Source organism: Bradyrhizobium sp. NC92, assembly GCF_025200865.1.
Classification (GTDB): Bacteria; Pseudomonadota; Alphaproteobacteria; order Rhizobiales; family Xanthobacteraceae; genus Bradyrhizobium.
The window spans coordinates 2,161,882-2,182,978 of the sequence record NZ_CP104171.1; the positions used below are offsets into that span (position 1 = coordinate 2,161,882).

General features: G+C 63.9%; 15 protein-coding genes. 12 read left to right on the forward strand and 3 right to left on the reverse strand.

What is annotated here, in order from left to right; genetic code table 11:
* Positions 1 to 8 precede the first annotated feature (8 nt).
* The 8 genes from N2602_RS10060 to N2602_RS10095 all read left to right on the forward strand — a co-directional run bounded on the left by N2602_RS10060 (position 9) and on the right by N2602_RS10095 (position 14,715).
* Positions 9 to 1,337, forward strand: coding sequence for an FAD-binding oxidoreductase (locus N2602_RS10060; protein ID WP_260382538.1), 1,329 nt, complete (start codon positions 9 to 11; stop codon positions 1,335 to 1,337).
* 7 nt (positions 1,338 to 1,344) lie between these two features.
* The gene (locus N2602_RS10065) at positions 1,345 to 2,271 is read left to right on the forward strand and encodes a glyoxylate/hydroxypyruvate reductase A (RefSeq protein ID WP_260382539.1); all 927 of its coding nucleotides are present in this window, start codon (positions 1,345 to 1,347) and stop codon (positions 2,269 to 2,271) included.
* Between the two features lie 195 nt (positions 2,272 to 2,466).
* Positions 2,467 to 4,320, forward strand: a complete 1,854-nt coding sequence (locus N2602_RS10070; RefSeq protein ID WP_260382540.1) for an ABC transporter ATP-binding protein — start codon at positions 2,467 to 2,469, stop codon at positions 4,318 to 4,320.
* 444 nt (positions 4,321 to 4,764) lie between these two features.
* Positions 4,765 to 5,280, forward strand: coding sequence for a hypothetical protein (locus N2602_RS10075; RefSeq protein ID WP_260382541.1), 516 nt, complete (start codon positions 4,765 to 4,767; stop codon positions 5,278 to 5,280).
* A 302-nt stretch (positions 5,281 to 5,582) separates the two neighbouring features.
* On the forward strand, positions 5,583 to 8,912 hold the full coding sequence (locus tag N2602_RS10080; protein WP_260382542.1) for an adenylate/guanylate cyclase domain-containing protein: 3,330 nt from the start codon (positions 5,583 to 5,585) through the stop codon (positions 8,910 to 8,912).
* Between the two features lie 241 nt (positions 8,913 to 9,153).
* Positions 9,154 to 10,434: an HlyD family efflux transporter periplasmic adaptor subunit gene (locus tag N2602_RS10085; protein WP_260382543.1), complete on the forward strand. Its 1,281-nt coding sequence runs from the start codon at positions 9,154 to 9,156 to the stop codon at positions 10,432 to 10,434.
* A gap of 12 nt (positions 10,435 to 10,446) precedes the next feature.
* The gene (locus N2602_RS10090; protein WP_260382544.1) at positions 10,447 to 12,639 is read left to right on the forward strand and encodes a glycosyltransferase; all 2,193 of its coding nucleotides are present in this window, start codon (positions 10,447 to 10,449) and stop codon (positions 12,637 to 12,639) included.
* 171 nt (positions 12,640 to 12,810) lie between these two features.
* A complete protein-coding gene (locus N2602_RS10095) occupies positions 12,811 to 14,715 on the forward strand; it encodes a diguanylate cyclase domain-containing protein (protein WP_260382545.1) in 1,905 nt (634 codons plus the stop codon).
* A gap of 31 nt (positions 14,716 to 14,746) precedes the next feature.
* Here N2602_RS10095 and N2602_RS10100 read toward each other — a convergent pair whose 3' ends face one another.
* Complete coding sequence (locus N2602_RS10100; RefSeq protein WP_172786833.1) at positions 14,747 to 15,970, reverse strand: polyhydroxyalkanoate depolymerase; 1,224 nt, start codon at positions 15,968 to 15,970, stop codon at positions 14,747 to 14,749.
* 155 nt (positions 15,971 to 16,125) lie between these two features.
* Here N2602_RS10100 and N2602_RS10105 point away from each other — a divergent pair, with 155 nt between their 5' ends.
* Positions 16,126 to 16,782 carry a glutathione S-transferase family protein gene (locus N2602_RS10105; protein WP_212254542.1) on the forward strand — a complete coding sequence of 219 codons (657 nt, stop codon included), beginning with the start codon at positions 16,126 to 16,128 and terminating at the stop codon, positions 16,780 to 16,782.
* Positions 16,783 to 17,063: 281 nt separating this feature from the next.
* On the opposite strand, the gene N2602_RS10110 is transcribed toward N2602_RS10105, so the two are convergent.
* Positions 17,064 to 17,288 carry a hypothetical protein gene (locus N2602_RS10110; RefSeq protein WP_172786831.1) on the reverse strand — a complete coding sequence of 75 codons (225 nt, stop codon included), beginning with the start codon at positions 17,286 to 17,288 and terminating at the stop codon, positions 17,064 to 17,066.
* Positions 17,289 to 17,471: 183 nt separating this feature from the next.
* Here N2602_RS10110 and N2602_RS10115 point away from each other — a divergent pair, with 183 nt between their 5' ends.
* On the forward strand, positions 17,472 to 17,828 hold the full coding sequence (locus tag N2602_RS10115; RefSeq protein ID WP_172786830.1) for a hypothetical protein: 357 nt from the start codon (positions 17,472 to 17,474) through the stop codon (positions 17,826 to 17,828).
* Positions 17,829 to 17,835: 7 nt separating this feature from the next.
* Here the strand turns inward: N2602_RS10115 and N2602_RS10120 are convergent, their stop codons facing one another.
* Positions 17,836 to 18,939, reverse strand: a complete 1,104-nt coding sequence (locus N2602_RS10120; protein WP_260382546.1) for a mandelate racemase/muconate lactonizing enzyme family protein — start codon at positions 18,937 to 18,939, stop codon at positions 17,836 to 17,838.
* A 172-nt stretch (positions 18,940 to 19,111) separates the two neighbouring features.
* Between N2602_RS10120 and N2602_RS10125 the strand changes: the two genes are divergently transcribed.
* Entirely contained in the window at positions 19,112 to 19,945 is an 834-nt protein-coding gene (locus N2602_RS10125) for an AraC family transcriptional regulator (RefSeq protein ID WP_172786828.1), read from the forward strand.
* Positions 19,946 to 20,081: 136 nt separating this feature from the next.
* Complete coding sequence (locus tag N2602_RS10130) at positions 20,082 to 21,008, forward strand: SMP-30/gluconolactonase/LRE family protein (RefSeq protein ID WP_260382547.1); 927 nt, start codon at positions 20,082 to 20,084, stop codon at positions 21,006 to 21,008.
* The last annotated feature ends 89 nt before the right edge of the window (positions 21,009 to 21,097 follow it).

Below are 21,097 nucleotides of genomic sequence, written 5' to 3' on the forward strand. Positions count from 1 at the left end.
AGTGCCCCATGTCCCCGCCGCTCAACCGCATCAACAGCGACGAACGCCTGCCGGCGCAGGTGGATGTCGTCGTCATCGGCGGCGGCGTGATCGGCGTATCCGCGGCCTATCATCTGGCGAAGAAGGGCCACTCCGTCGCGCTGGTCGAGAAGGGCCATGTCGGCGGCGAGCAGTCGAGCCGCAATTGGGGCTGGTGCCGCCAGCAGGGCCGCGCCCGCGAGGAGATCCCGCTCGCGCGCGAGGCGCTGCGGCTGTGGGAGGACATGCAGAACGATGCCGGCGTCGATGCCGGCTTCCGCCGCACCGGCGTCTTGTTCCTCACCAAGAGCAAGGACGAGCTCGCCGGCTGGGAGCGCTGGGCCGCGGTCGCGCGCGAGCAGCAGGTCCACTCCACCGTCTTGACGCCGGCGGAGGTCGCCGAGCGCATGCCTGGTAATGCCGACACATGGGTCGGTGGCCTGCACACGCCGAGCGATGGCCGCGCCGAACCGTCGATGGCCGTCCCTGCGCTCGCCACAGCCGCGCGCAAGCACGGCGTGACCATCCATCAGGGCTGCGCCGCGCGCGGGCTGGAGACGACAGGCGGGCGCGTCAGCGCCGTCGTCACCGAGAAGGGTACCATCCGCACGCAGTCGGTGCTGCTGGCGGGCGGCGCGTGGTCGTCGCTGTTCTGCCGCCGCCACGGCATCGAGCTGCCGATCGGCCTCGTCAACGCCACCGCCTGCCGGACCACGCCGGGACCGGAGATCACCTCCGGCGCGCTCGGCACCGATTTCTACTGCATCCGTCGCCGCCTCGACGGCGGCTTCACGCTGGCGCTGCGCAACCGCGGCACGGTCGAGCTGTCGCCGGACCTGTTCCGTTACGCGCGCACGTTCTGGCCGACCTATCAGCACCGCAAGAACGGATTGAAGCTGTCGTTCGGCAAGTCGTTCTTCGATCAACTCATGCGCGGTACCAGCTGGAGCTTCGACAAGCCGTCGCCGTTCGAGGCCGAGCGCGTGCGCGATCCCGCGCCCGACATGTCGCTGGTCAATGCGGCGCTGGCGGCGCTGATCAAGTCGAACCCCGGGCTGAAGGGCATCGAGATCGCCGAAGCCTGGGGCGGCACGATCGACTGCACGCCCGACACCATTCCGGTGATCTCGCCGGTCGACGCGCTGCCGGGCTTCTTCCTCGCCACCGGCTTCTCGGGCCATGGCTTCGGCATCGGTCCCGCGGCCGGCAAGCTCGCCGCCGACATCGTGACCGGCTCGACGCCGCTGGTCGATCCCGCCGCTTACAGCCACAAGCGCATGATCGACGGCCGTCGGCTCGCGCCGGTCAGCCCGTTCTGAGGCGGGCATGACGGTTCTCTACAAGGCCAACATGGTGCGCGGCGCCGAGTGGGCGCGCTTCTTCGCGGAGCGCGCGCCCGACATCCCGTTCCGACTCTGGCCCGACATCGGCGATCCCGCCAATGTGCGCTATCTCGTGGCCTGGGTGCCGCCGGACGCCATCGCGACGACGTTCCCGAATCTGGAGTTGGTCTTCTCGGTCGGCGCCGGCGTCGATCAGTTCGACATCACCAAGTTGCCGCCGCATGTTCCGCTGGTCCGCATGATGGAGCCCGGCATCACCGATCGCATGGTCGAATATGCCTGCATGTCGGTGCTGGCGCTGCATCGCGATCTCGTGCAGTTCATCGCCCAGCAGCGCGATCAAGTCTGGCGCGAACTGCCGGCGACGTACACGAGCGAGCGGCGTGTCGGCGTCATGGGGCTCGGCCTGCTCGGCCAGGCGGTGCTGGAACGGCTCAAGACGTTCGGCTTTCCGCTCTCGGGGTGGAATCGTTCGCCGCGCGAGATCGAAGGCGTCACCTGTTATGCGGGCGCCGACTCGTTACCGGATTTCCTGGGGCAGAGCGACATTCTGGTCTGCCTGCTGCCGTTGACCTCGGAGACGCGCGGCATCCTCAACGCCAAGCTGTTCGCGCGCCTGCCGCGCGGTGCCCGGCTGCTCAATGTCGGGCGGGGCGGGCATCTGGTCGAGGCCGACCTCATCGCTGCGCTGGACGGCGGTGCGCTGTCGGCTGCCGTGCTCGACGTCGCCGAGCCCGAGCCGCTGCCTGCGGGCCATCCGCTCTGGAGCCATCCGCGCATTCTCCTGACGCCGCACATCGCCAGCACGACAAAGCCCGAAACGGCGGTCGGCTATGTGCTTGATACCATCGCGCGACACCGCCGCGGCGAGGCCTTGCCGGGGCTGGTCGATCGGAAGCGGGGGTACTGAGGTCATGATGGGAACACCGGTGCAGCCACGAGCGAAGTTCACCTCTCCCGCTTGCGGGAGAGGTCGGCGCGCAGCGCCGGGAGAGGGCTCTCTCCTCTTAGGGATTCTCGCCTGCGGAGACACCCTCTCCCCAACCCTCCCCCGCAAGCGGGGGAGGGAGCGCACCTTCTTCGCGGCAGGCCTTGAGGTCTACCTATGACCGCCGTGACCAAACCCATTTTCGCCGAGGCCCCCGTGCTGTCGGTCGCCGGCCTCACCACCTCCTTCATGCTCGAGCGGCATTGGATTCCCGTCGTCCGCAATGTCTCGTTCGATATCGCGCCCCGGGAAACCGTGGCGATCGTCGGCGAGTCTGGTTCGGGCAAGAGCGTGACCGCGCTGTCGATCATGCGGCTCATTCCGAAGGAGATCGGCCGCGTCGAGGGCCGGGTCGTGCTGTCGGGGCGCGATCTGCTCGCGCTGCCCGAGGCGGGCATGAAGGACATCCGCGGCAATGACGTCGCCATGATCTTCCAGGAGCCGATGACGAGCCTCAATCCCGTGCTCACCATCGGCTTCCAGATCGCCGAAGCGCTGATCCAGCATCGCGGCCTGTCGCGCGCGGCGGCGGAGGCGGAGACCATCCGCCTGCTCGATCGCGTCCGCATCCCGGCGGCGGCATCGCGCTTCCACGAGCATCCGCATCGCTTCTCCGGCGGCATGCGCCAGCGCGTGATGATCGCGATGGCGCTGGCCTGCAAGCCGAAGCTCCTGATCGCGGACGAGCCGACCACCGCGCTCGACGTCACCATCCAGGCGCAGATCCTGGAGCTGCTCAAGGAGCTTCAGCAGGAAGAGGGGATGTCGATCCTCTTCATCACCCACGACATGGGGGTGGTCGCCGAGATCGCGGACCGCACCGTGGTGATGTATGGCGGGCAGGCGGTGGAGACGGATGCCACCGCGCGCATTTTCGCCGCGCCTGCGCATCCCTACACGCGCGCGCTGCTCGCGGCCGTGCCGCGCCTCGGCTCGATGGATGGGCGGCCGCGGCCGATGCGGTTTCCGATCGTCGACAAGGTGACGGGCACATCGGACGAGCCGTCCGAGACGCCTGACACTGTCTCACCCGCCGCGCGGCCTTTGCTCGAAGTCTCAAATCTCACCACGCGCTTTCCGATCCGCTCGGGCCTGTTAGGCAAGGTCTCGGGCCGCGTCCATGCGGTCGAGAACGTCTCCTTCACCTTGCGTGCCGGCGAGACATTGGCCCTGGTCGGTGAATCCGGCTGCGGCAAGTCGACCACCGGCCGCTCCATCCTGAAGCTGACGGAGCCGGACAGCGGGACGGTCCTGATCGACGGCCAGGATGTGCTGGCCATGAACGGCCGAGCCTTGCGCGATGTGCGCAAGCACATGCAGATCGTGTTTCAGGACCCGTTCGCGAGCCTCAATCCGCGCATGTCGGTGGGAACGGCGATCGCTGCGCCCTTGCTTGCCAACGGACTCGCGACGGCGTCGCAGGCGCGCGACAAGGTTGCCGACCTGCTCGTCCGCGTCGGCCTCTCAGCCGACATGGCCGCGCGCTTCCCGCACGAATTCTCCGGCGGCCAACGCCAGCGCATCTGCATCGCGCGCGCGCTCGCGCTCGGGCCGAAGCTGATCGTCGCCGACGAAGCGGTCTCGGCGCTCGATGTCTCGGTGAAGGCGCAGGTCGTCAACCTGATGCTCGACCTGCAGGCCAGCATGGGCCTCGCCTATCTCTTCATTTCCCACGACATCGCCGTGGTCGAGCGCATGAGCCACCGCGTCGCCGTGATGTATCTCGGCGAGATCGTCGAGATCGGCCCGCGCGCATCGGTGTTCGGCAACCCCCAGCATCCCTACACCAGGAAGCTGATGGCCGCCGTGCCGGTGCCCGACCCGTCACGCCGCGGCACGCGACGCCAGGCCTCCAACGACGAGATCAGAAGCCCGGTCCGCGCGCCGGATTATCAGCCGCCGGTTCGGCAATATCGCGAAGTGACGCCCGGCCACGTGGTGCAGGTGTGGGGCGAGGAGTGGTCGGCCTGAGGCTGCGAGCTTCACGAAACCAAGCGCGGATCTTTGATTTCGGCCAGACGTGATCAGCTTGCTGACCAACCGCGCGTTGCAGATCCAGCGTGTTCGCCTTCCGTTATCGCGACAATGCAGACGCGTCCTCCGGAAATTGTGACCGAATAGAGCGACAGGGAGGAGCCGTGTGTGAACCGCTTCATACGCGATCGCTCTTTTTCGGAATTACCACTGATCCAACGAAATTGCCGCACCCGGATCATTTCAAACACGGGTGAGACGCAATGCCTGCGCAGCCACATGCTCGCAGCTTTGGATTGGCTCCGTCTCGTTCACGAGCAAAGCCGGTCCCATCACTCAGCAAAGATCCTTCAGTAATTTGGAATGAAAGGGCATCGCGCAACTCATGCAGCTTCTGTTCGGGGTCGGCCGGTAGGCTGCTACTTACTCAGAGGAGCTCCTATGAAGATAAGCAGCGCAATTTCCAGCGCCTTCTCTGCAACAAGGCGCGTCGGCAATCTTCGGATCGCCCGTTCCAGTCTGATTAAATCGGCCCATCTTCTTGAAAGAATCGGGCTGGCCGCCGTTGGGGCCTCTGGCGGCCTCTATGTTGGAGCGACCCTGTTACGTCAGAAAGCCGGACTGTTTGAAAGCGGCTGGATCGTCCTGATAACGATGCTCTACGGAGCGCTTGGCTATTACGTGGGGATTGATTTGTCCGGCAATGGTGCACAGAGGCCGACATCGAGTATCTCGGAAGAATGGAACGGTTCCGAGCCGGTCGAGATCATGAGTGCGGCGGGAACGTTTGGCGCGGCAATCGCTGCAACTCTCTCCGTCAGCATCCTTGTCCTTGATCAAAATCTGCCTAACGGCCTTATCGGCTTTGTTGCCGGCTGCTGGGTGGTTGGTTCTTCGCTTCAGGTTGCGGCGGGCACGATGGCTCGCAGTTATGAAGCGCCTATCAGCGAGCAGTGAAGGAAGCTGCGGTCGCGGAGAACGTCCGCTTGGCACAAGCCGCAGTGCTGGTTCGGCTCTGGTTCGAAACGACCGCGACGATTCTTCGCAACCTCTGCCGTCCAATGCTGCGTGCCGACGATGTTTGGTAGCAAGCCTGTTGGCATCGAGCAGCGTCACCGCTTGAACGCAATATCGGTATTGAGAAACCTAGGTTATCGCGCAACAAACAAAACGTGCCATCATGGTGGTGTTGGTATATTGTCCCCGCGCGCCGTGGTCCAAAATTCTGCTAACCGCCAACCACACGATCGGTGGAGCCAATGCAGATTGCGGAGTGGCTCGATAAGCTGGGGCTTGCGCAATACGCGCAGCGCTTTGCCCAAAATGGGATCGACATAGGCGTCCTTCCCGAACTGATGGACGAGGACTTCGAGAAGCTCGGAGTCCTGCTCGGCCATCGCCGCAAAATGCTCCGTGCTATCGCTGACCTCGATCCGGCCGCGTTGATCGCATCTCCCGCTCCTCCCCAGGACGCCGAGCGGCGTCACCTCACCGTCATGTTCTGCGATCTGGTCGGCTCGACTGCGCTCTCGGCGCGTCTCGATCCCGAGGACATGTGGGAGGTGATCCGCGCCTATCGCGCTGCCTGCGCGGGCGTGGTTGGTGCCTATGATGGCAGGATAGCCAGATTCGTCGGTGACGGAATACTCGTCTATTTCGGCTATCCGCGCGCCCACGAAGACGATGCCGAGCGCGCGGTGCGCGCCGGCCTCGACATGATCGCCGCGATACGCCAGCTCAAGACGGGGACTGACGAACGAGCCGAACTGCGGATCGCAATTGCGACCGGACTTGTGGTGGTCGGCGACCTCATCAGCGGAGATGCGTCGGAGGAGCACGCAACCATCGGCGACACGCCAAACCTCGCCGCCCGGCTCCAGAGCCTGGCGGAGCCGGGGGTCGTCGTCGTTGCTTCATCGACGCGCCGGCTGCTTGGCGATCTCTTCTCCCTGCGCAATCTCGGCCGTCGGGAGGTCAAGGGAATGGCAGACCCCATCGCAGTCTGGGCGGTGGAAGGAGCAACCGCATCCGAGAGTCGCTTCGAGGCAGTCCGTGCCGCGCGCTCGATCGGCTTTGTCGGTCGCAAGAACGAGATCGAGTTCATCCTCTCGCGCCAGCGGGAGGCATGGCAGGGCCGGGGCCAGATCGTGTTGATTTCCGGCGAAGCGGGCATTGGCAAGTCGCGCATTGTGGCAACGCTGTCGGAAAGCCCCTCGTTGGGAACGCACCGTCGCGTGCGATATCAGTGTTCGCCTTACCACACCAACAGTGCGCTTCATCCCTTTGTTGCGCAGCTCGAGCGCGCCGCCGGAATTCGCTCGCACGACACGCCGGATCAAAAGCTCGACAAGCTCGAGGCAATGCTGGCGATAGGAACCCAGCAGGTCGCCCGGGCAACACCGCTGATTGCGGCGCTGCTTTCGATTCCGACCGGCGATCATTGCCCGCCCCTCGGCTTGAGCCCGGCGCAGCAGCGGCGCCAGACATTTGCCGCCCTTCTGGATCAGCTTGAGGGACTGGCGCGAGACCAGCCGCTGCTGATCATCTGCGAGGATATGCATTGGGCCGATGCGACGACACTTGAGCTGTTCGATCTCGCGGTCGATCGGATCAGAGGACTGCCGATCCTCGTGCTCCTGACGTCCCGGCCGGAGTTCGAGCCCTCCTGGTCGGGCCTTGCCAACGTCAGTCTGTTGCGGCTCGACCGGCTCGATCGGCAGGACACGCGCGCGCTCGTCGAGCAGATTGTCGTCGGTCGCCAGCTGCCACGCGAGATGATGGAGCAGATCATCGACAAGACCGATGGCATTCCGTTATTCGTCGAGGAATTGACCAAGATGGTGCTGGAGTCCGGGCTGCTCGTCGAGGATGCCGGGCGCTACCGCCTGAACAGTCCGCTGCCGCCGCTTGCTATCCCTGCGACGCTGCAGGATTCGCTGATGGCGCGGCTCGACCGGCTCGCTCCGGTCAAGGAGGTGGCCCAGATAGGCGCCGCCATTGGCCGCGACTTCTCGTACGCGCTGTTGAAAACCGTGGCGGGACGCGACGATCTGACGCTGGGCGCGGCGCTGGGACAACTCGAAGAGGCCGAACTGCTGCTGCGTCGTGGGACGCCGCCCGACGCAAATTACAGTTTCAAGCACGCTCTTGTTCAGGAAGCGGCCTACGAGAGTCTGCTTAGGAGCAAACGGCAGGTGCTTCACACACGGATTGGCGATGTCCTGCGCGAGAAGTTTCCAGTCGTCGCCGAGACCGAGCCGGAAGTCCTGGCGCACCACTTCACCGAGGCGGGGCTGAGCGAGATCGCACTCGAGTGGTGGCGCAAGGCGGGTCAGCAGGCGTTGAAACGCTCGGCCTATTCCGAGGCGATCGCGCATCTCGGCAAGGCCATCGCAATCGCCGATCAATTGCCTGACGAACCCCGCCGGATGATGAGCAGGCTGCATCTTCAAATCGCATATGGCCGTGCCTTGCGGGGCAGCCTCGGGCACAGCGCTCCGGAAACGGTCGCGGCATGGACGCGCGCGCGACAATTCGCGGCCGGTATCGATGATCCCGTTGAACTTGCGCCGGTCCATTCCGGCCTCTTCAATGCCTGCCTGACGCATGGCGAACTTGCTCCGATGCGGGAGCTGGCGGATGCCATCAGAAACGCCGCTGAGCGACGGCCGGACTCGCCGGTGGCCGCCGTCGTGGCCCATTGGACCGGTGGCGTGACCTGCTGGTTCGCCGGCGACTATACGAACGCGCGTACGCATCTTGAGCGGGCGCTGGCGATCTATCGGGCCGAACCGGATCCCGCGACCTTCAGAGCTTCGGCGCTGGATCTTCCGTTCGTCATCATGCGATTTCTCGCCCTGGTGCTCTGGCCGCTCGGCGACATCGCTCGTGCGCGCAGGCTCGCCGCGGAAGCGGTGGGTACTCCGGGAGAAAAACGGGCGCTGTCCCAGGCCAATGCGCTGGTTCATCGCGCCGTGTTCGACGGAGTATGCGGGGGCATGTTGCAGCAGACAGAGACGATCCTGGCGCTCGGTCTCGCGCGCGACCACACGATGCCGCTGTACGTGGCCGCGGGCACCTACCTGAATGGCCTCGCCAAGTGGCGTGCCGGCGATCGAATGGCCGGACTGGCGGACATGCGTCACGGCTGGACCTTCCTGCACGAGAACGATTGCTACCTCTGCGAACCGTTCTGGGGGATGCATGTCGCCCTGGCGATTGCAGATGTCGGCGAAGTCGAGACCGGCCTGGAAATCCTGGACGAATTGATCGCCGGGACGGGACAATCCGGCCAGCATTGGCTTGATGCCGAACTGCACCGTGTCCGCGGTAAACTCTTGTCACGCGAAAACCCTTCGGACGAATCCAGTGCCGAAGACGCTCTCAGGCGAGCGCTGGACATCGCACGACATCAGCAGACCAGGACTTTCGAGCTGCGCAGCGCCCTTGAACTTGCACGCCTGTACAAGACAAATGGCCGAGCGGGTGCGCTATCCGAAGTGCTCGCGCCCGTGCTCGCTCAATTCGAGGCGGAGCATGGTCTTCCCGAATTCGCGGAAGCGAAAGCGCTGCTTAGGAATGGGCGTTAGCCGCGCCGTCATTCGATCGGTACAAGCGCCGCGCCGACTTGAAGCCAGAATAGGTCGGCTTCTTGTTATTGATCCCGAGCCGTAGTTCTCCGGTTTTGACACGTCTTAACCTGTTGTGGTGAAAGCTAGATATGCTTCTCGTGGTTGCGAGGAGGAGTCTGCTGCTGCGGCGGCCATGCGGCGATTGGCTTGCCTTCGCAGGGGCAGGCGGAGCGACCAAAGCCCATTTGGAGATCCAGTCGTGGTTCGCTTGCATGTCGAACGTTTCATTCGCAGCCGGATCGCTCGGCGGTCCCTGGCACTCGGGATCATCGCTCTCAGCGGATGGGCCCTGTTGCCGTATGTGACTTACCGAATCGCCCCCTCCGCCTATGTCAATGCCGAGCTCATGCGGGTGACTGCGCCGATGGCGGGTCAGCTCTCGTCAGATCTTCCACGCAAGGGTGAATATTTCGAGCACACCCGGATGGTGCCGCTGGTCGAGGCGCGTTCGCCGGATCGCCGCCACCTCATGGACCTTGATCAGCAGCTGGCCATGTCCACCAAACGCGCCGAGCTCGCACGCCGGCAACTCGAGGAGATCGCCGAGCTCGATCGCAAGCTCCGCGAGCGAAGCGAGGACTATCGTTCGGGGATGTTAGCGCGCCTGAGCCACGAGATAAGTGAAACGGAAGTTGAAAAAGGCGGCTGTCTCGCTGAGGCGCGGCAGCGCAACGATGTCGCGGGCCGGATGGAGAGGCTCGTGAAGCTCGGCATCAGTTCGCAGATCCGCTCCGGTGAGGCCCAGGCGTCGCAGGAGGCAACCGCAACGCGGTGCCAGATGGCCGGTGAACGCCTGCAGCGTCTCAAGACGGAATTGGGGGCGGCCGAGAAGGGCATTTATCTTCGTGGCGATGCCAACGACGTGCCCTATTCTCAGCAGCAGCGCGAGCGGCTTGTCCTCCGCCGCCAGGAGCTAGAGACCGACCTGTTGCAAAACAGCTCACGTGCCGCGCAGTTGGCCGCGGAAATTGCAGAGGAACGCACTCGACTTGATCGTCTCGATCACTACGATCTGTCCTTGCCCGCAGCCCATGTGGTCTGGTCGGTCGCGGCCAGCCCGGGCTCGATGGTCACGGAAGGGCAGTCGGTCTTCGATTTCGCAGATTGCAAACGCCGGTTTATCGTCGTTGAACTACCTGAGCGCGATTTCGAGAAGATCAAGGCCGGAGATGCGGCTACCGTCCGCCTGATTGGGAGTCGCGAATGGAAGAGCGGCCAGATCCGGCAGGTCCGCGGATCGGCCGCGTACGGCGATGATCGGCTGCTTGCGGCTCGGGTGCCGCGGCCTGATCCGGGCAACATTACCATTGAGATATCGCTTCCGCCCGATGAGACGTCGGCCGACCGCAACGGCTCCTGCGATATCGGACGGTTGGCTGAGGTGCGCTTCGAGCGCAGAACCGACGGCCTGCTACGATTGGTCGGCTCGAAGTTGAAATGGCTGACCGCTCGCCTGGAGCTCGACCAATCGCCCCTGTGAGCGAGATGTTCCATGCAAGCCATGACTCTGCCTCTCTCTCAGCTGTTCGCGCCGATGCTGGGCATCTTTGCTGCGATGTATCTGTTGGCGCCGACCTTCCCAGTCGCGCGCTCTTGGGCGCGTCTTGCGGTCTTTGTCGTGGTTTGGCTTGTGGTGGCCCGCTATCTCGAATGGCGTATTTTCACCACCGTGCTGCCGGCAAGCGGGACCTGGTATCAGGTCGGCTGGATCTGGTTCTGTCTGTTCGTCGAGCTTCTGACTTTCACAGATCAGTTCATTCTTTATCTGACGTTCCTTCGCAGGACCGATCGCCGAAGCGAAGCAGATCAGCACGAGCGTCGGCTTCGCAGCCTGCCGGATGATGAGCTGCCCTCGGTCGACGTCTTCATTCCGACCTATGACGAGCCATTCGAGGTGCTGGAAAAGACGATCACCGGCGCGCTGTGCCTGGACTATCCGAACCTCCAGGTCTGGGTCTTGGATGATGGTCGCAGGCCTTGGCTCAGGGCGCTCTGCACGCAAAAGGGCGCCGGCTATCTCACGCGCGCCGACAATTTGAATGCCAAGGCCGGCAATATCAATCATGCCCTGACCAAGACGAGTGGCGAGTTCTTCGCGATCTTTGATGCGGACTTCGTGCCGCAGCGCAATTTCCTGATGCGCACGATGGGCTTCTTCGCTGATCCAAAGGTCGGAATCGTTCAGATCCCGCACGCCTTCTACAATGAGGACCCGATGCAGGCGAATCTCGGCCTGCACAGGGGACTGCCGGATGAACAACGGTTCTTCTTCGATTCCATCATGCCCGCGCGCGACGGCTGGGATGGTGCCTTTTGTTGCGGTTCCAACTCCGTCACGCGTCGCGCAGCACTCCGCGCGGTAGGCGATGCCTTGCCGACCCAGTCCATTACGGAAGACATCCTGCTGACGCTCGTCCTGCTGCGCAAGGGATACGTCACCCGCTATCTCTGCGAACCGCTGGCGATTGGGCTGGCGCCGGAAAGCCTTGATGCCTTTTTCGTGCAGCGGCAACGCTGGGCGCGTGGCGCGATCCAGACGCTGTACCTCGCCGCCGGCCCGCTCGGCCCCGGACTGGGCTTGATGCATCGGCTCCTCTTCTTTCCGACGCATTGGCTCTCATTGGGCTTGCGGGCGCTCATGGTCGTGGTGGTTCCGATCGTGTTCATGTGGACCGGCTTGGCGCCTGTCGTCGATGTCACCCCCGAATCGGTGTTCTACTACTTGTTCCCCGCGATCCTGGCGCTCAACGGCGGCATCTCCTGGTTCGCGCCGCACGTGCATTTTCCGCTCGCCGCTCAGGTGTCGGCGACGATCCAGAGCTTCAAGATACTGCCCACGGTGCTGGGGACTCTCGTCAAGCCGGCGGGACATGCGTTCAAGGTGACGCCGAAGGGCGCTGCCGCGCGGCGCGCAACTTACGCTGCGGAGATATTCTGGCCGTCGGCGGTCCTGATGGCGTTGACGGTTGTCGGTGTGGTTCTGAACACGATTCCGGAATGGCGCATCATCGATCATCCGGCGGCTCTACCGATGGTCGCCTTCTGGTCGGTCGTGAACATCGTCGTGCTTTTCTTCGTCTGCATGACCTCGCTGCAGGCGCGGATGGGACGTACCGAGGAGCGTTTCGACATCGACGAAACAATCTTGATCCAGACCGGGACCGGCGAGCGGCTTTCTGGACGCGTGAGCAACATCTCCCTCTCTGGCGCCGGCGTTCTGCTTGGCTCCGGCATTGACTGTCCTCGCGCCGGAGAACCGCTGCGCGTGCACATCATGCAGGTGGGATGGGTCGATGCGGTGATTGCGCAACAAAGGGGCCGGCTCATCGGGGTGCAGTTCAAATTGCCGCAGTCGCTTGAACGAGACCTGCTGATCCGCAAGCTCTTTACCGTCGCCCGTCTGAAGCGGAACGGTGTCATCGCGTGCTCGGTGAATAGGGCGATGCTTAAGAACATCTGGTCGATGGCCGCGCCGTTGCCCCACATTGTTGCAGGCGGCGCGAAGCCCGCGTCGGTCTCGCCGACCGAGCGTCTGCCGGCAGAGAGCATGGTCATTCGGCCTCAACCCCGGACAGACGATTTTGCACATCTTGCCGGAGCTCGAAGCCTGCATCCGACGAGTTTCACTGAACCTGGCTTTGGCCGGGTGGCCGGCACAGTGCTCGAGGCCGTCGCGCCGAGTTGATTGCTGTGTTGTCCTTCTCGTCGGACCAGTCCATGGGCTATCGATCGACGGTCAAGCCGCTCATCGATGCCGTCAGTCTCCTTCCGGTGCTCCGCCAAAAATTACAATCGGAACGAGCAACCATCCTTCAGCCCAAGGCGTTTACGGGGTTGAGGGTGCAGGGAGCGTCTCTTGATCGATCACCGCAGCGATCCTCGGAAAGGGCGTCTGACGCTCTGGGCCTCCGCATTCGTGGCGGTCGCTTGCTTGGCGATTGTCGCGCTCAGCGGCTGGCGGGAGTGGTCCTCGCGACAGACGCTGCTGAAGGGCTCCGAAACAGACATGGCCAATCTGGCCCGGTCGGTGACGCAACACGCGGACGATACGTTCGAGCTCGCGGACACCGTTCTCAACGTGTTGGTCGGCCAACTCGAACTCGAGGGAACCAGCCCGGCGGCGATCGCCAAGATTCAAACCTTTCTTTCCCGGCGCAAAGCCGCGAACCGGATTCGCGCTGTGTTCGTCTATGACGAGACCGGCCGCTGGCTCGCAACCAGCGAGCCCGTGGATTTCGCCGGCCTCAACAACAGCGACCGCGAGTATTTCCAGCATCATCGCGCCGTGGCTGAGCGAGGAACCTTCATTGGGGGTCCAGTGAGGAGCAGGTCGGGGGGGCAATGGATCATCACAGCGTCAAGGCGCTTCGATCATCCTGACGGCAGTTTTGCCGGAGTGGCTCTTACCACGATCGATGTCGACTATTTTTTACAGTTCTATCGCGGATTCGACGTTGGCCAGAACGGCTCAATTGCACTGGCGACCGCGAAAGGCGTTGTCCTCGCGCGTAGCCCGGACAACGGATATACGGGCCGCGATCTGTCGAATGCACCGCTTTTTAGGAATTTCCGCGAGCGGCCAACTGCGGACGTCTACTACTTCACGTCGCCTCTCGACGGCGTTCGGCGTCTGAGCTTTTATCAACTAAGCAATCGCTACCCCGTTGTCGTGGTTGCGACGGAATCGGAAGACGACGTCTTGGCCCCCTGGCGCAGAGCGGCGCTGACGCGCGTGGCTGCGGTGCTGGGACTGATAGGAGGGCTCGCTGCTGCGGGGGTTTTGCTGGTGCGCCAGTTGCACATGCGGCAGAAGATGGCCGCTGCTCTGATCGCCAAGGAGGCGGATTTTCGTCTCCTCGCGGAGCAGTCGGGAGACATGGTCATGCGCATAGCGGTCGATGGACGGATTCTCTATACGTCGCTGTCCAGCGCGCGAGTTCTCGGCTGGGCTCCGAACGAATTGGTGGATACGTCGGCCCTCGCCGGCATAAATCCGGCGGATCTGGCGCGGGTTGAGGAGACGATCTCCGCGTTGATGAACGGCGAAGCCGAGGAGGCAAGAATCACTTATCGCACTCGGCATCGCGAGAAAGGCGAGGTCTGGATCGAAACCGCGCTGCGCGTCGCCAGGAGTGCGCAGAGTGGAGACATCAACGGCGTGGTGGCGATCTCGCGCGACATGACCGAACGTAAGGACCTGGAAGATAAGCTGGCGGCTCTCGCCAGTTCGGATGGCCTGACGGCCTTGGCAAACCGCAGACACTTCGACGAGCGGCTAGAGGCGGAATGGGACCGGGCCAGGCGCGAAGGAAGGCCTCTGTCACTTTTGCTGATGGACGTCGATCATTTCAAGAGTTTCAATGATCAGTACGGGCATCAGGCGGGCGATGCATGTCTCCGCTCGGTCGCCGGGGTCCTGGCGGAGCAGGCCAGGCGGCCGGCAGACTTGGCCGCTCGGTATGGTGGTGAGGAATTCGCCTTGCTGCTACCAAATACCGACACGGGAGGGTGCGAGCAGGTCGGCGAGCGAATCCGGCAAGCGATTCAGGACCTCGGCATCCTGCACGCGCTCAACCCGCCATCCAAGCAGGTCACCCTCAGTATTGGTGGCGCCACACATATGTCGTTCGGCGATAAGGCTGATTGCACGTCGTTGATAGCGGCTGCGGATAAGGCGCTCTACGCCGCCAAGGAGAGCGGGCGCAACCGCCTTGTGATGTCAGGGCAAGTCATCGCGTGGCCCAGCGCGATACGAGCTTGAAGAGCAGCTCTAGTGCGCCGCGGCGTGACCCTCACGAATTGACGTGCACGAAATCGCGCAGCAGCGGATAGATCTCGTTGTTCCAGCGCTTGCCGGAGAACACGCCGTAATGGCCGACGCCGGCCTGCATGTGGTGGACGCGGCGATAGGCGCGCACGCCGGTGCAGAGGTCCTGGGCGGCCAGCGTCTGCCCGATCGAGCAGATGTCGTCCTTCTCGCCTTCGACCGTCATCAGGCCCATGCGGCTGACGGCTTTGGTGTTCACGGGACGGCCGCGATGCATCAGCTTGCCTTGCGGCAGGAGATGCTCCTGGAACACGTCGCGCACGGTCTCGATGTAGAACTCGGCCGGCAGGTCCATCACGGCGAAATATTCGTCGTAGAACGTCTTGATCGTCGCGGCCTTCTCCTTCTCGCCCTTGGCGATGTGGTTGGCGAGATCCATGTGCTGCTTGATATGGCGCTCGAGATTCATCGAGACGAAGGCCGTGAGCTGCACGAAGCCGGGATAGACCTTGCGCAAGGCGCCGCGGCATTGCACCGGCACGTAGTTGATCAGATTGCGCTCGAACCATTCGATCGGCTTGCTCTTGGCGAACTCGTTGACCCTGGTCGGCTGGATCCTTGTGTCGATCGGGCCGGCCATCAGCGTCAGCGTCGCCGGGCGCGAGGGATGGTTGTCCTCGCACATGATCGCGGCGGCCGCGAGCGCGGAGACGGACGGCTGGCAGATCGCCACCATGTGCGGGCGCGGCCCGAGCTGTCCGAGGAAGTCGATCAGGTGCTCGGTATAGTCGTCGAGCCCGAAGCGGCCCTCGCTGCGCGGGATGTCGCGCGGATTGTGCCAGTCGGTGATGTAGACGTCGTGGTCCTGCAGCAGCGTCTTCACTGTGCCGCGCAGCAGCGTCGCGAAGTGTCCGGACATCGGCGCCACCAGCAGCATGCGCGGCTGCTCGCCGACGCCTTCTTTCCTGAAGTGCAGCAGCGAGCCGAACGGGGTCGCGTAGGCGATCTCCTCTCTGACCGCGACCTCGCGGTTGCCCACCATGACGCTGTCGATGCCGTAGGCGGGACGGTCATAGGTGAGGGTGGAGCGCGAGATCAGCTCCAGCGCGGCCGACACCCGGCCGACCACCTGGTCCGATAGGCCCTGAGGCACCAGATGGAGGAATTTGAGCGCGGACGAAGCCCCCGCGCGCCAAGGCGCGGTCAGGTCCATGTGGTTCTGAAAAGCCTGATAGTACATCGACATCATACTGAATCGCCCACCCCGTCCCGTGCTGCTATGCAATAAGGACGCCAGACGGCGATCGGGCCTCGCGTAAAACTGGCACGTCGCTTGCTGTTCATGCCGTGGAAGCAGAGGCCACGGGCAGGCCGGGCCGATGTCGGGACCAGGGAAAGGGTCATATGGCGAAGGCGACACTGACCATCAGCAGCAAGAATTACTCGTCCTGGTCGCTGCGTGGCTGGCTGCTGACGAAATTCTCCGGGCTCGATTTCGAGGAGATCGTCACCGCACCGGACGATCCGTCGGCGCGTGCCGAGATCCTGCTGCTGTCGTCCTCGATCCTGGTGCCGTGCCTGCGGCACGAGGGCGCCGTGGTCTGGGACACGCTGGCCATTGCCGAATATCTCAACGAGGTGATGCCGGACGCCGGTCTGTTGCCGGCCGACCGCATCCAGCGCGCCCATTGCCGCTCGATCTCAGGCGAAATCCATTCCGGTTTCACCACGCTGCGCGCCTCGCTGCCGGTTAACCTGAAGGGACACTTTCCCGGCTTCAAGATCTGGTCGCGGGCGCAGGCCGACATCGACCGGGTCTGGTTCATCTGGCGCGACTGCCTGGAGAAATCGGGCGGCCCCTTCCTGTTCGGCGACAAGCGCACCATGGCGGACGCGATGTACGCCCCTGTCGTGACGCGCTTCGTGACCTATGACGTCAAGCTCGCGCCGCCGCTAAAGGCCTATGCCGACACCATCATGGCAATGCCCGAGATGCAGGAATGGATCGCGGCGGCCAAGGAGGAGCCGGCCGAGATCGAGGAGCTCGAGGTCGAATATTAGGCAGGTGTCGCACGGCCCTGCCTGTTTCGGCGGCGAGGCTCCGTCCGCTGCGACCGCAGCGCTATGTCTTTGCAACAATTAACCTTTGGTGCCGGTGAGAGGCGTCTGCGATCCTGCCGGCTGCGCAGATATTGTGCGCGCCTGTCGGACCCGCCGCGAGATCTAGCCGTGAACAGATGCGTACAGGGCGCTTCGGCTGATTCGGACGTGATTCGTTCGGGCCGCGTTCCGAAGGTTAAAGCGGAGCGCGGCTCCGTCGCATTTTGAAACAGAGAACGCCTTCAGGCGGCCCCGCGCTGCTTCACGCGCGGCAGGCGCCAGCCGATCACGGTTGCTTCCACCGCAATCCCGGCCTCCTGGTTTTGCCAGCGTCCCTCGACATAGCGGCAGGCGAACGGCAGTTGATACGTCCCGCTGTGATCCTCGCACAGCACTTCGAGTGGCAGGCCCGGCGGTGGTTCTCCGGCGCCGTCGAATTCCGCCAAACGTCTATCGCGCGTTGCCATTCTAATATTCTCCCCTAAACAAAGCCGCGGACAGAACGCCCACTTCTTCCGCGCGCGGATCATCGTTCCCGTCCCAGGGAACGGACACAAGCTCAACGCGAGAATGCGGTGCCAGTGTGGTAGCCTCACGCGGCTGCGCACAAACAGCGCACATTGATGTGATCGACTGACCGAGGAACTTTCATGCTGCTTCGAAACGCCGGCATTTGTTTCGCGATATTGCTGCTCGCAGCGCTGGCGCCTCTGCCGGTGCTCGCGCAGGACGTGCCCGGCATCGAGATCTGCACGGTCGAGAAGACCATGGAGCGCCGCACCAGCTGCCTGCAGAGCAATGTCGACTTCCTGCAGAAGACGATCACCAAGCTCACCCTCGACCATCAGCAGAAGCTGGATGCCGCGGGTCGTCAGATCGATGCGTTGAAGACAGCCGTCGCCGGCCTGCAGAAGACGCTTCTCGATCTCCAGGCCGCGCAGGCAAAGACCGCCGAGGATCTGAAGAAGAAGCCGGACGCGCCGCCGGCCAAGGACGCCGCGAAATAAGCGCGGTTCACAGCACGCGATAGCTCTCGATCACGCCGCGATCCGGCTCATAGCCGAGCCCGGGTCCCGCCGGCACCGCGACATGGCCGGTCGCATCGACATCGGCGCGGCCGCCCCAGAGGCAGGCTTCGCGTTTCAGATAGAACATCTCGACCAGCCCGTCGTCGCGCGTCGCGAGCAGATGCAGCGTCGCCAGCAGGCCCGGGCCGAAGTAAGGCGAGTGCGGCACGATCTTGATGCCGGACCGATCGGCCAGCGCCGCGACCTTCAGGAATTCCGTGATGCCGCCGACCTTGGTCACCGAGGGCTGGGCGTGGCTGACCGCGCCTGCCTCCATCATCTGGCGGAATTGATATTCGGTGCAGGCATTCTCGCCGGCGGCAATTCCGAGCCCGCTCTTGCTGCGCACCTCGGCTAGCGTGGCAAAGTCTTCCGGCGGCCAGACCGGCTCTTCCAGAAACATCGGCTGTGCGTCGCGGCATGTCGTCGCGAAGGCGATCGCCTGCTCGCCGGTCAGCGGGCAGTTCATGTCGACCATCAGCGGAATGTTGGGGCCGATCGCCGCGCGCGCAGCGAGCACCGCAGGCGTCGTGGTCTCGTGCAGCTTGATCGCGCCATAGCCGAGCGCGAGCGCCTTTCTGCATTCGGCGGCGATGTTGTCCGGCGAGCCGATCCGCAGCAGGCTCGCGTAAGCCGGAATCGCCGTGCGCCTGATCTCGCCCAGCAGGCGATGCAGCGGCACGCCGGCGACCTTCGCGGCCAGGTCCCACAGCGCGATATCGAGGCCGGAGATCGCGAACATGGTGATGCCGTAGCGGCCGAACAGATGCAGGTTGCGCTGGATCTGTTCCATCACTGCGGCAATGCCGGCCGCATCGGGCACCTTCAGCCCGCGGGCCTGCGGCGCGATCATCTCCTCGACCGCGCTCCGCGTGGTGCGGGGACAGACATAGGCGAAGGCATCGCCCCAGCCGGTCAGCCCGGCATCGGTCGTGACCTCGACGAGGACCATGTCGAGGGCTGTGATGGCGGAAGCGCCCTGGCGGAAGCTCGCGACCCCGGAATCATAGGGGATGCGGATATGGTGCGCCCGCACATCGGTAATTTCCATGACGCGGTTCCCCTTTCTTGTGAGCGGTTTCGACGAGTGTAGCCACGAACACCGGGGCGTTGCCAGCTTCCATTGGCCGGCTATCCTGATGCGAAGGACAGCAATGCCGATCAAGCAGGGCGATGGTAACAGGCGCATCATCGCCGCGCTTCGAACGAGGGCCTGAACCGCCATGAATCCAGCCCAGCGCGCGCTCTGGTATATCGAGAGCCATCTGGCCGAGCCGCTGACGCTCGACGAGATCGCTGCGATCTCGGGCGTGTCGCGGTTCCACATCGTGCGTGCGTTTGCCGCAGCCGTCGGTCTGCCGGTGATGCGCTACGTGCGCGCGCGGCGGCTGACGGAGGCGGCGCGCTGCCTGGCAAAGGGCGCACCCGACATCCTGTCACTGGCGCTGGAGGCGGATTACGGCTCGCACGAAGCTTTCACCCGCGCGTTCCGCGACCAGTTCGGCACCACGCCCGAAGCGGTGAGGGCGGCAGCGTGCGTCAACCAGCTCAGGCTACAGGAGCCGATTCTCATGGACTCCACCATGCTCGACCATCTTTCCCCGCCGCGTTTCGAGATCGCAAAGGCCTTCCTCGTCGCCGGTCCCGCCGAGCGCATCTCCTGCGACAACGGCGCCATGATCCCCGGTTTATGGCAGCGCTTCAATCGGGAGGTCGGCGACATTCCCGCGCCCATCGGTCAAGTCGCCTATGGCGTCTGCTGCAACGGCGATGATGCCGGCAATTTCGATTACATCGCCGGCGTCGAGGTCGCCGATTTCTCCGACCTGCCGCGCCGCTTCGGTCGCATCCGCATTCCGGAGCAGCGCTATGCGGTGTTCACGCACAAAGACCACGTCGCCTCGATCCGGCGCACCGTCAACACGATCTGGAATCAATGGCTGCCAACGTCTGGCCTGACAGCCGCGGACGCGCCGAACTTCGAGCGCTATGACGAGAAATTCGATCCCGCCACCGGCAACGGCGGCTTCGAAATCTGGATACCGGTCAAAGAATAACACGCAACGCTGGCATACCGTCCCGCTTGCTTGGCAAGCCCCAGTGACTTTGCCATAACCGCAGGCAAATCTTGCCTGCGGGGGCCCGTGCCGGACATCCCGTGCAAGCCATAACAAGCAGCCGGGAGGGTCTCCAATGTCCAACGTCCGCGTTCTCGCCACCGACCTCGAATTTCCCGAAGGGCCGGTCGTGATGCCGGACGGTTCGGTGGTGCTTGTGGAGATCCGCGGCCAGCGCCTGACGCGCATTTATCCCGACGGTCGCAAGGACATCGTGGCGAAAATTCCCGGCGGTCCGAATGGCGCCGCGCTCGGGCCCGACGGCAAGATCTACATCTGCAACAATGGCGGCTTCTCCTGGATTCCGGCCGGCAAGATGATCATGCCGGGCCCGCAGCCGGACGATTATCTCGGCGGCGCGATCCAGCGCGTCGACCTGCAGTCCGGCAAGGTCGAGACCGTCGTGAGCAAATGCGGCGCGCACGATCTGCGCGGGCCGAACGACCTCGTCTTCGACAAGCACGGCGGCCTCTGGTTCTCCGATCTCGGCAAGCGCCGCGCGCGCGACATGGACGTCGGCGGCATGTATTACCTCAAGCCCGGCATGAGCGAGATCGTCGAAATCGTGCACGGCATATTGCCGGCCAACGGCATCGGCCTGTCGCCGGACGAGAGCACGGTCTACATCGCGGAGACGCCGACCGGGCGGCTCTGGGCCTATGAGCTCTCGGCGCCGGGCACGCTCAAGCCGCGCGATCCGATCTATCGCGGCGAGCGCGGCCAGCCGATCTGCGGCCTCGGCGGCTACCAGATGTTCGACTCGCTCGCGGTGGAAGCGAACGGTAATGTCTGCGTCGCCACGCTCGTCTCCGGCTGCATCTCGGTGGTCGCGCCCGACGGCACCCTGGTGGAACAGGTCCCGACCGGCGACCGCGTCACCACCAACATCGCCTTCGGCGGCCCCGAGCTCAAAACCGCCTACATCACGCTGTCGGGCAGGGGCGAGCTGATCGCGATCGACTGGCCGCGCGGCGGATTGCCGTTGAATTTTTTGAATAAGTGAGCCAAGCCGTCATTGCGAGGAGCCCGCGACAAAATTGCGAAGCCATTTTGCGCTGGCGACGAAGCAATCCAGACTGCCTCCGCGCTAAG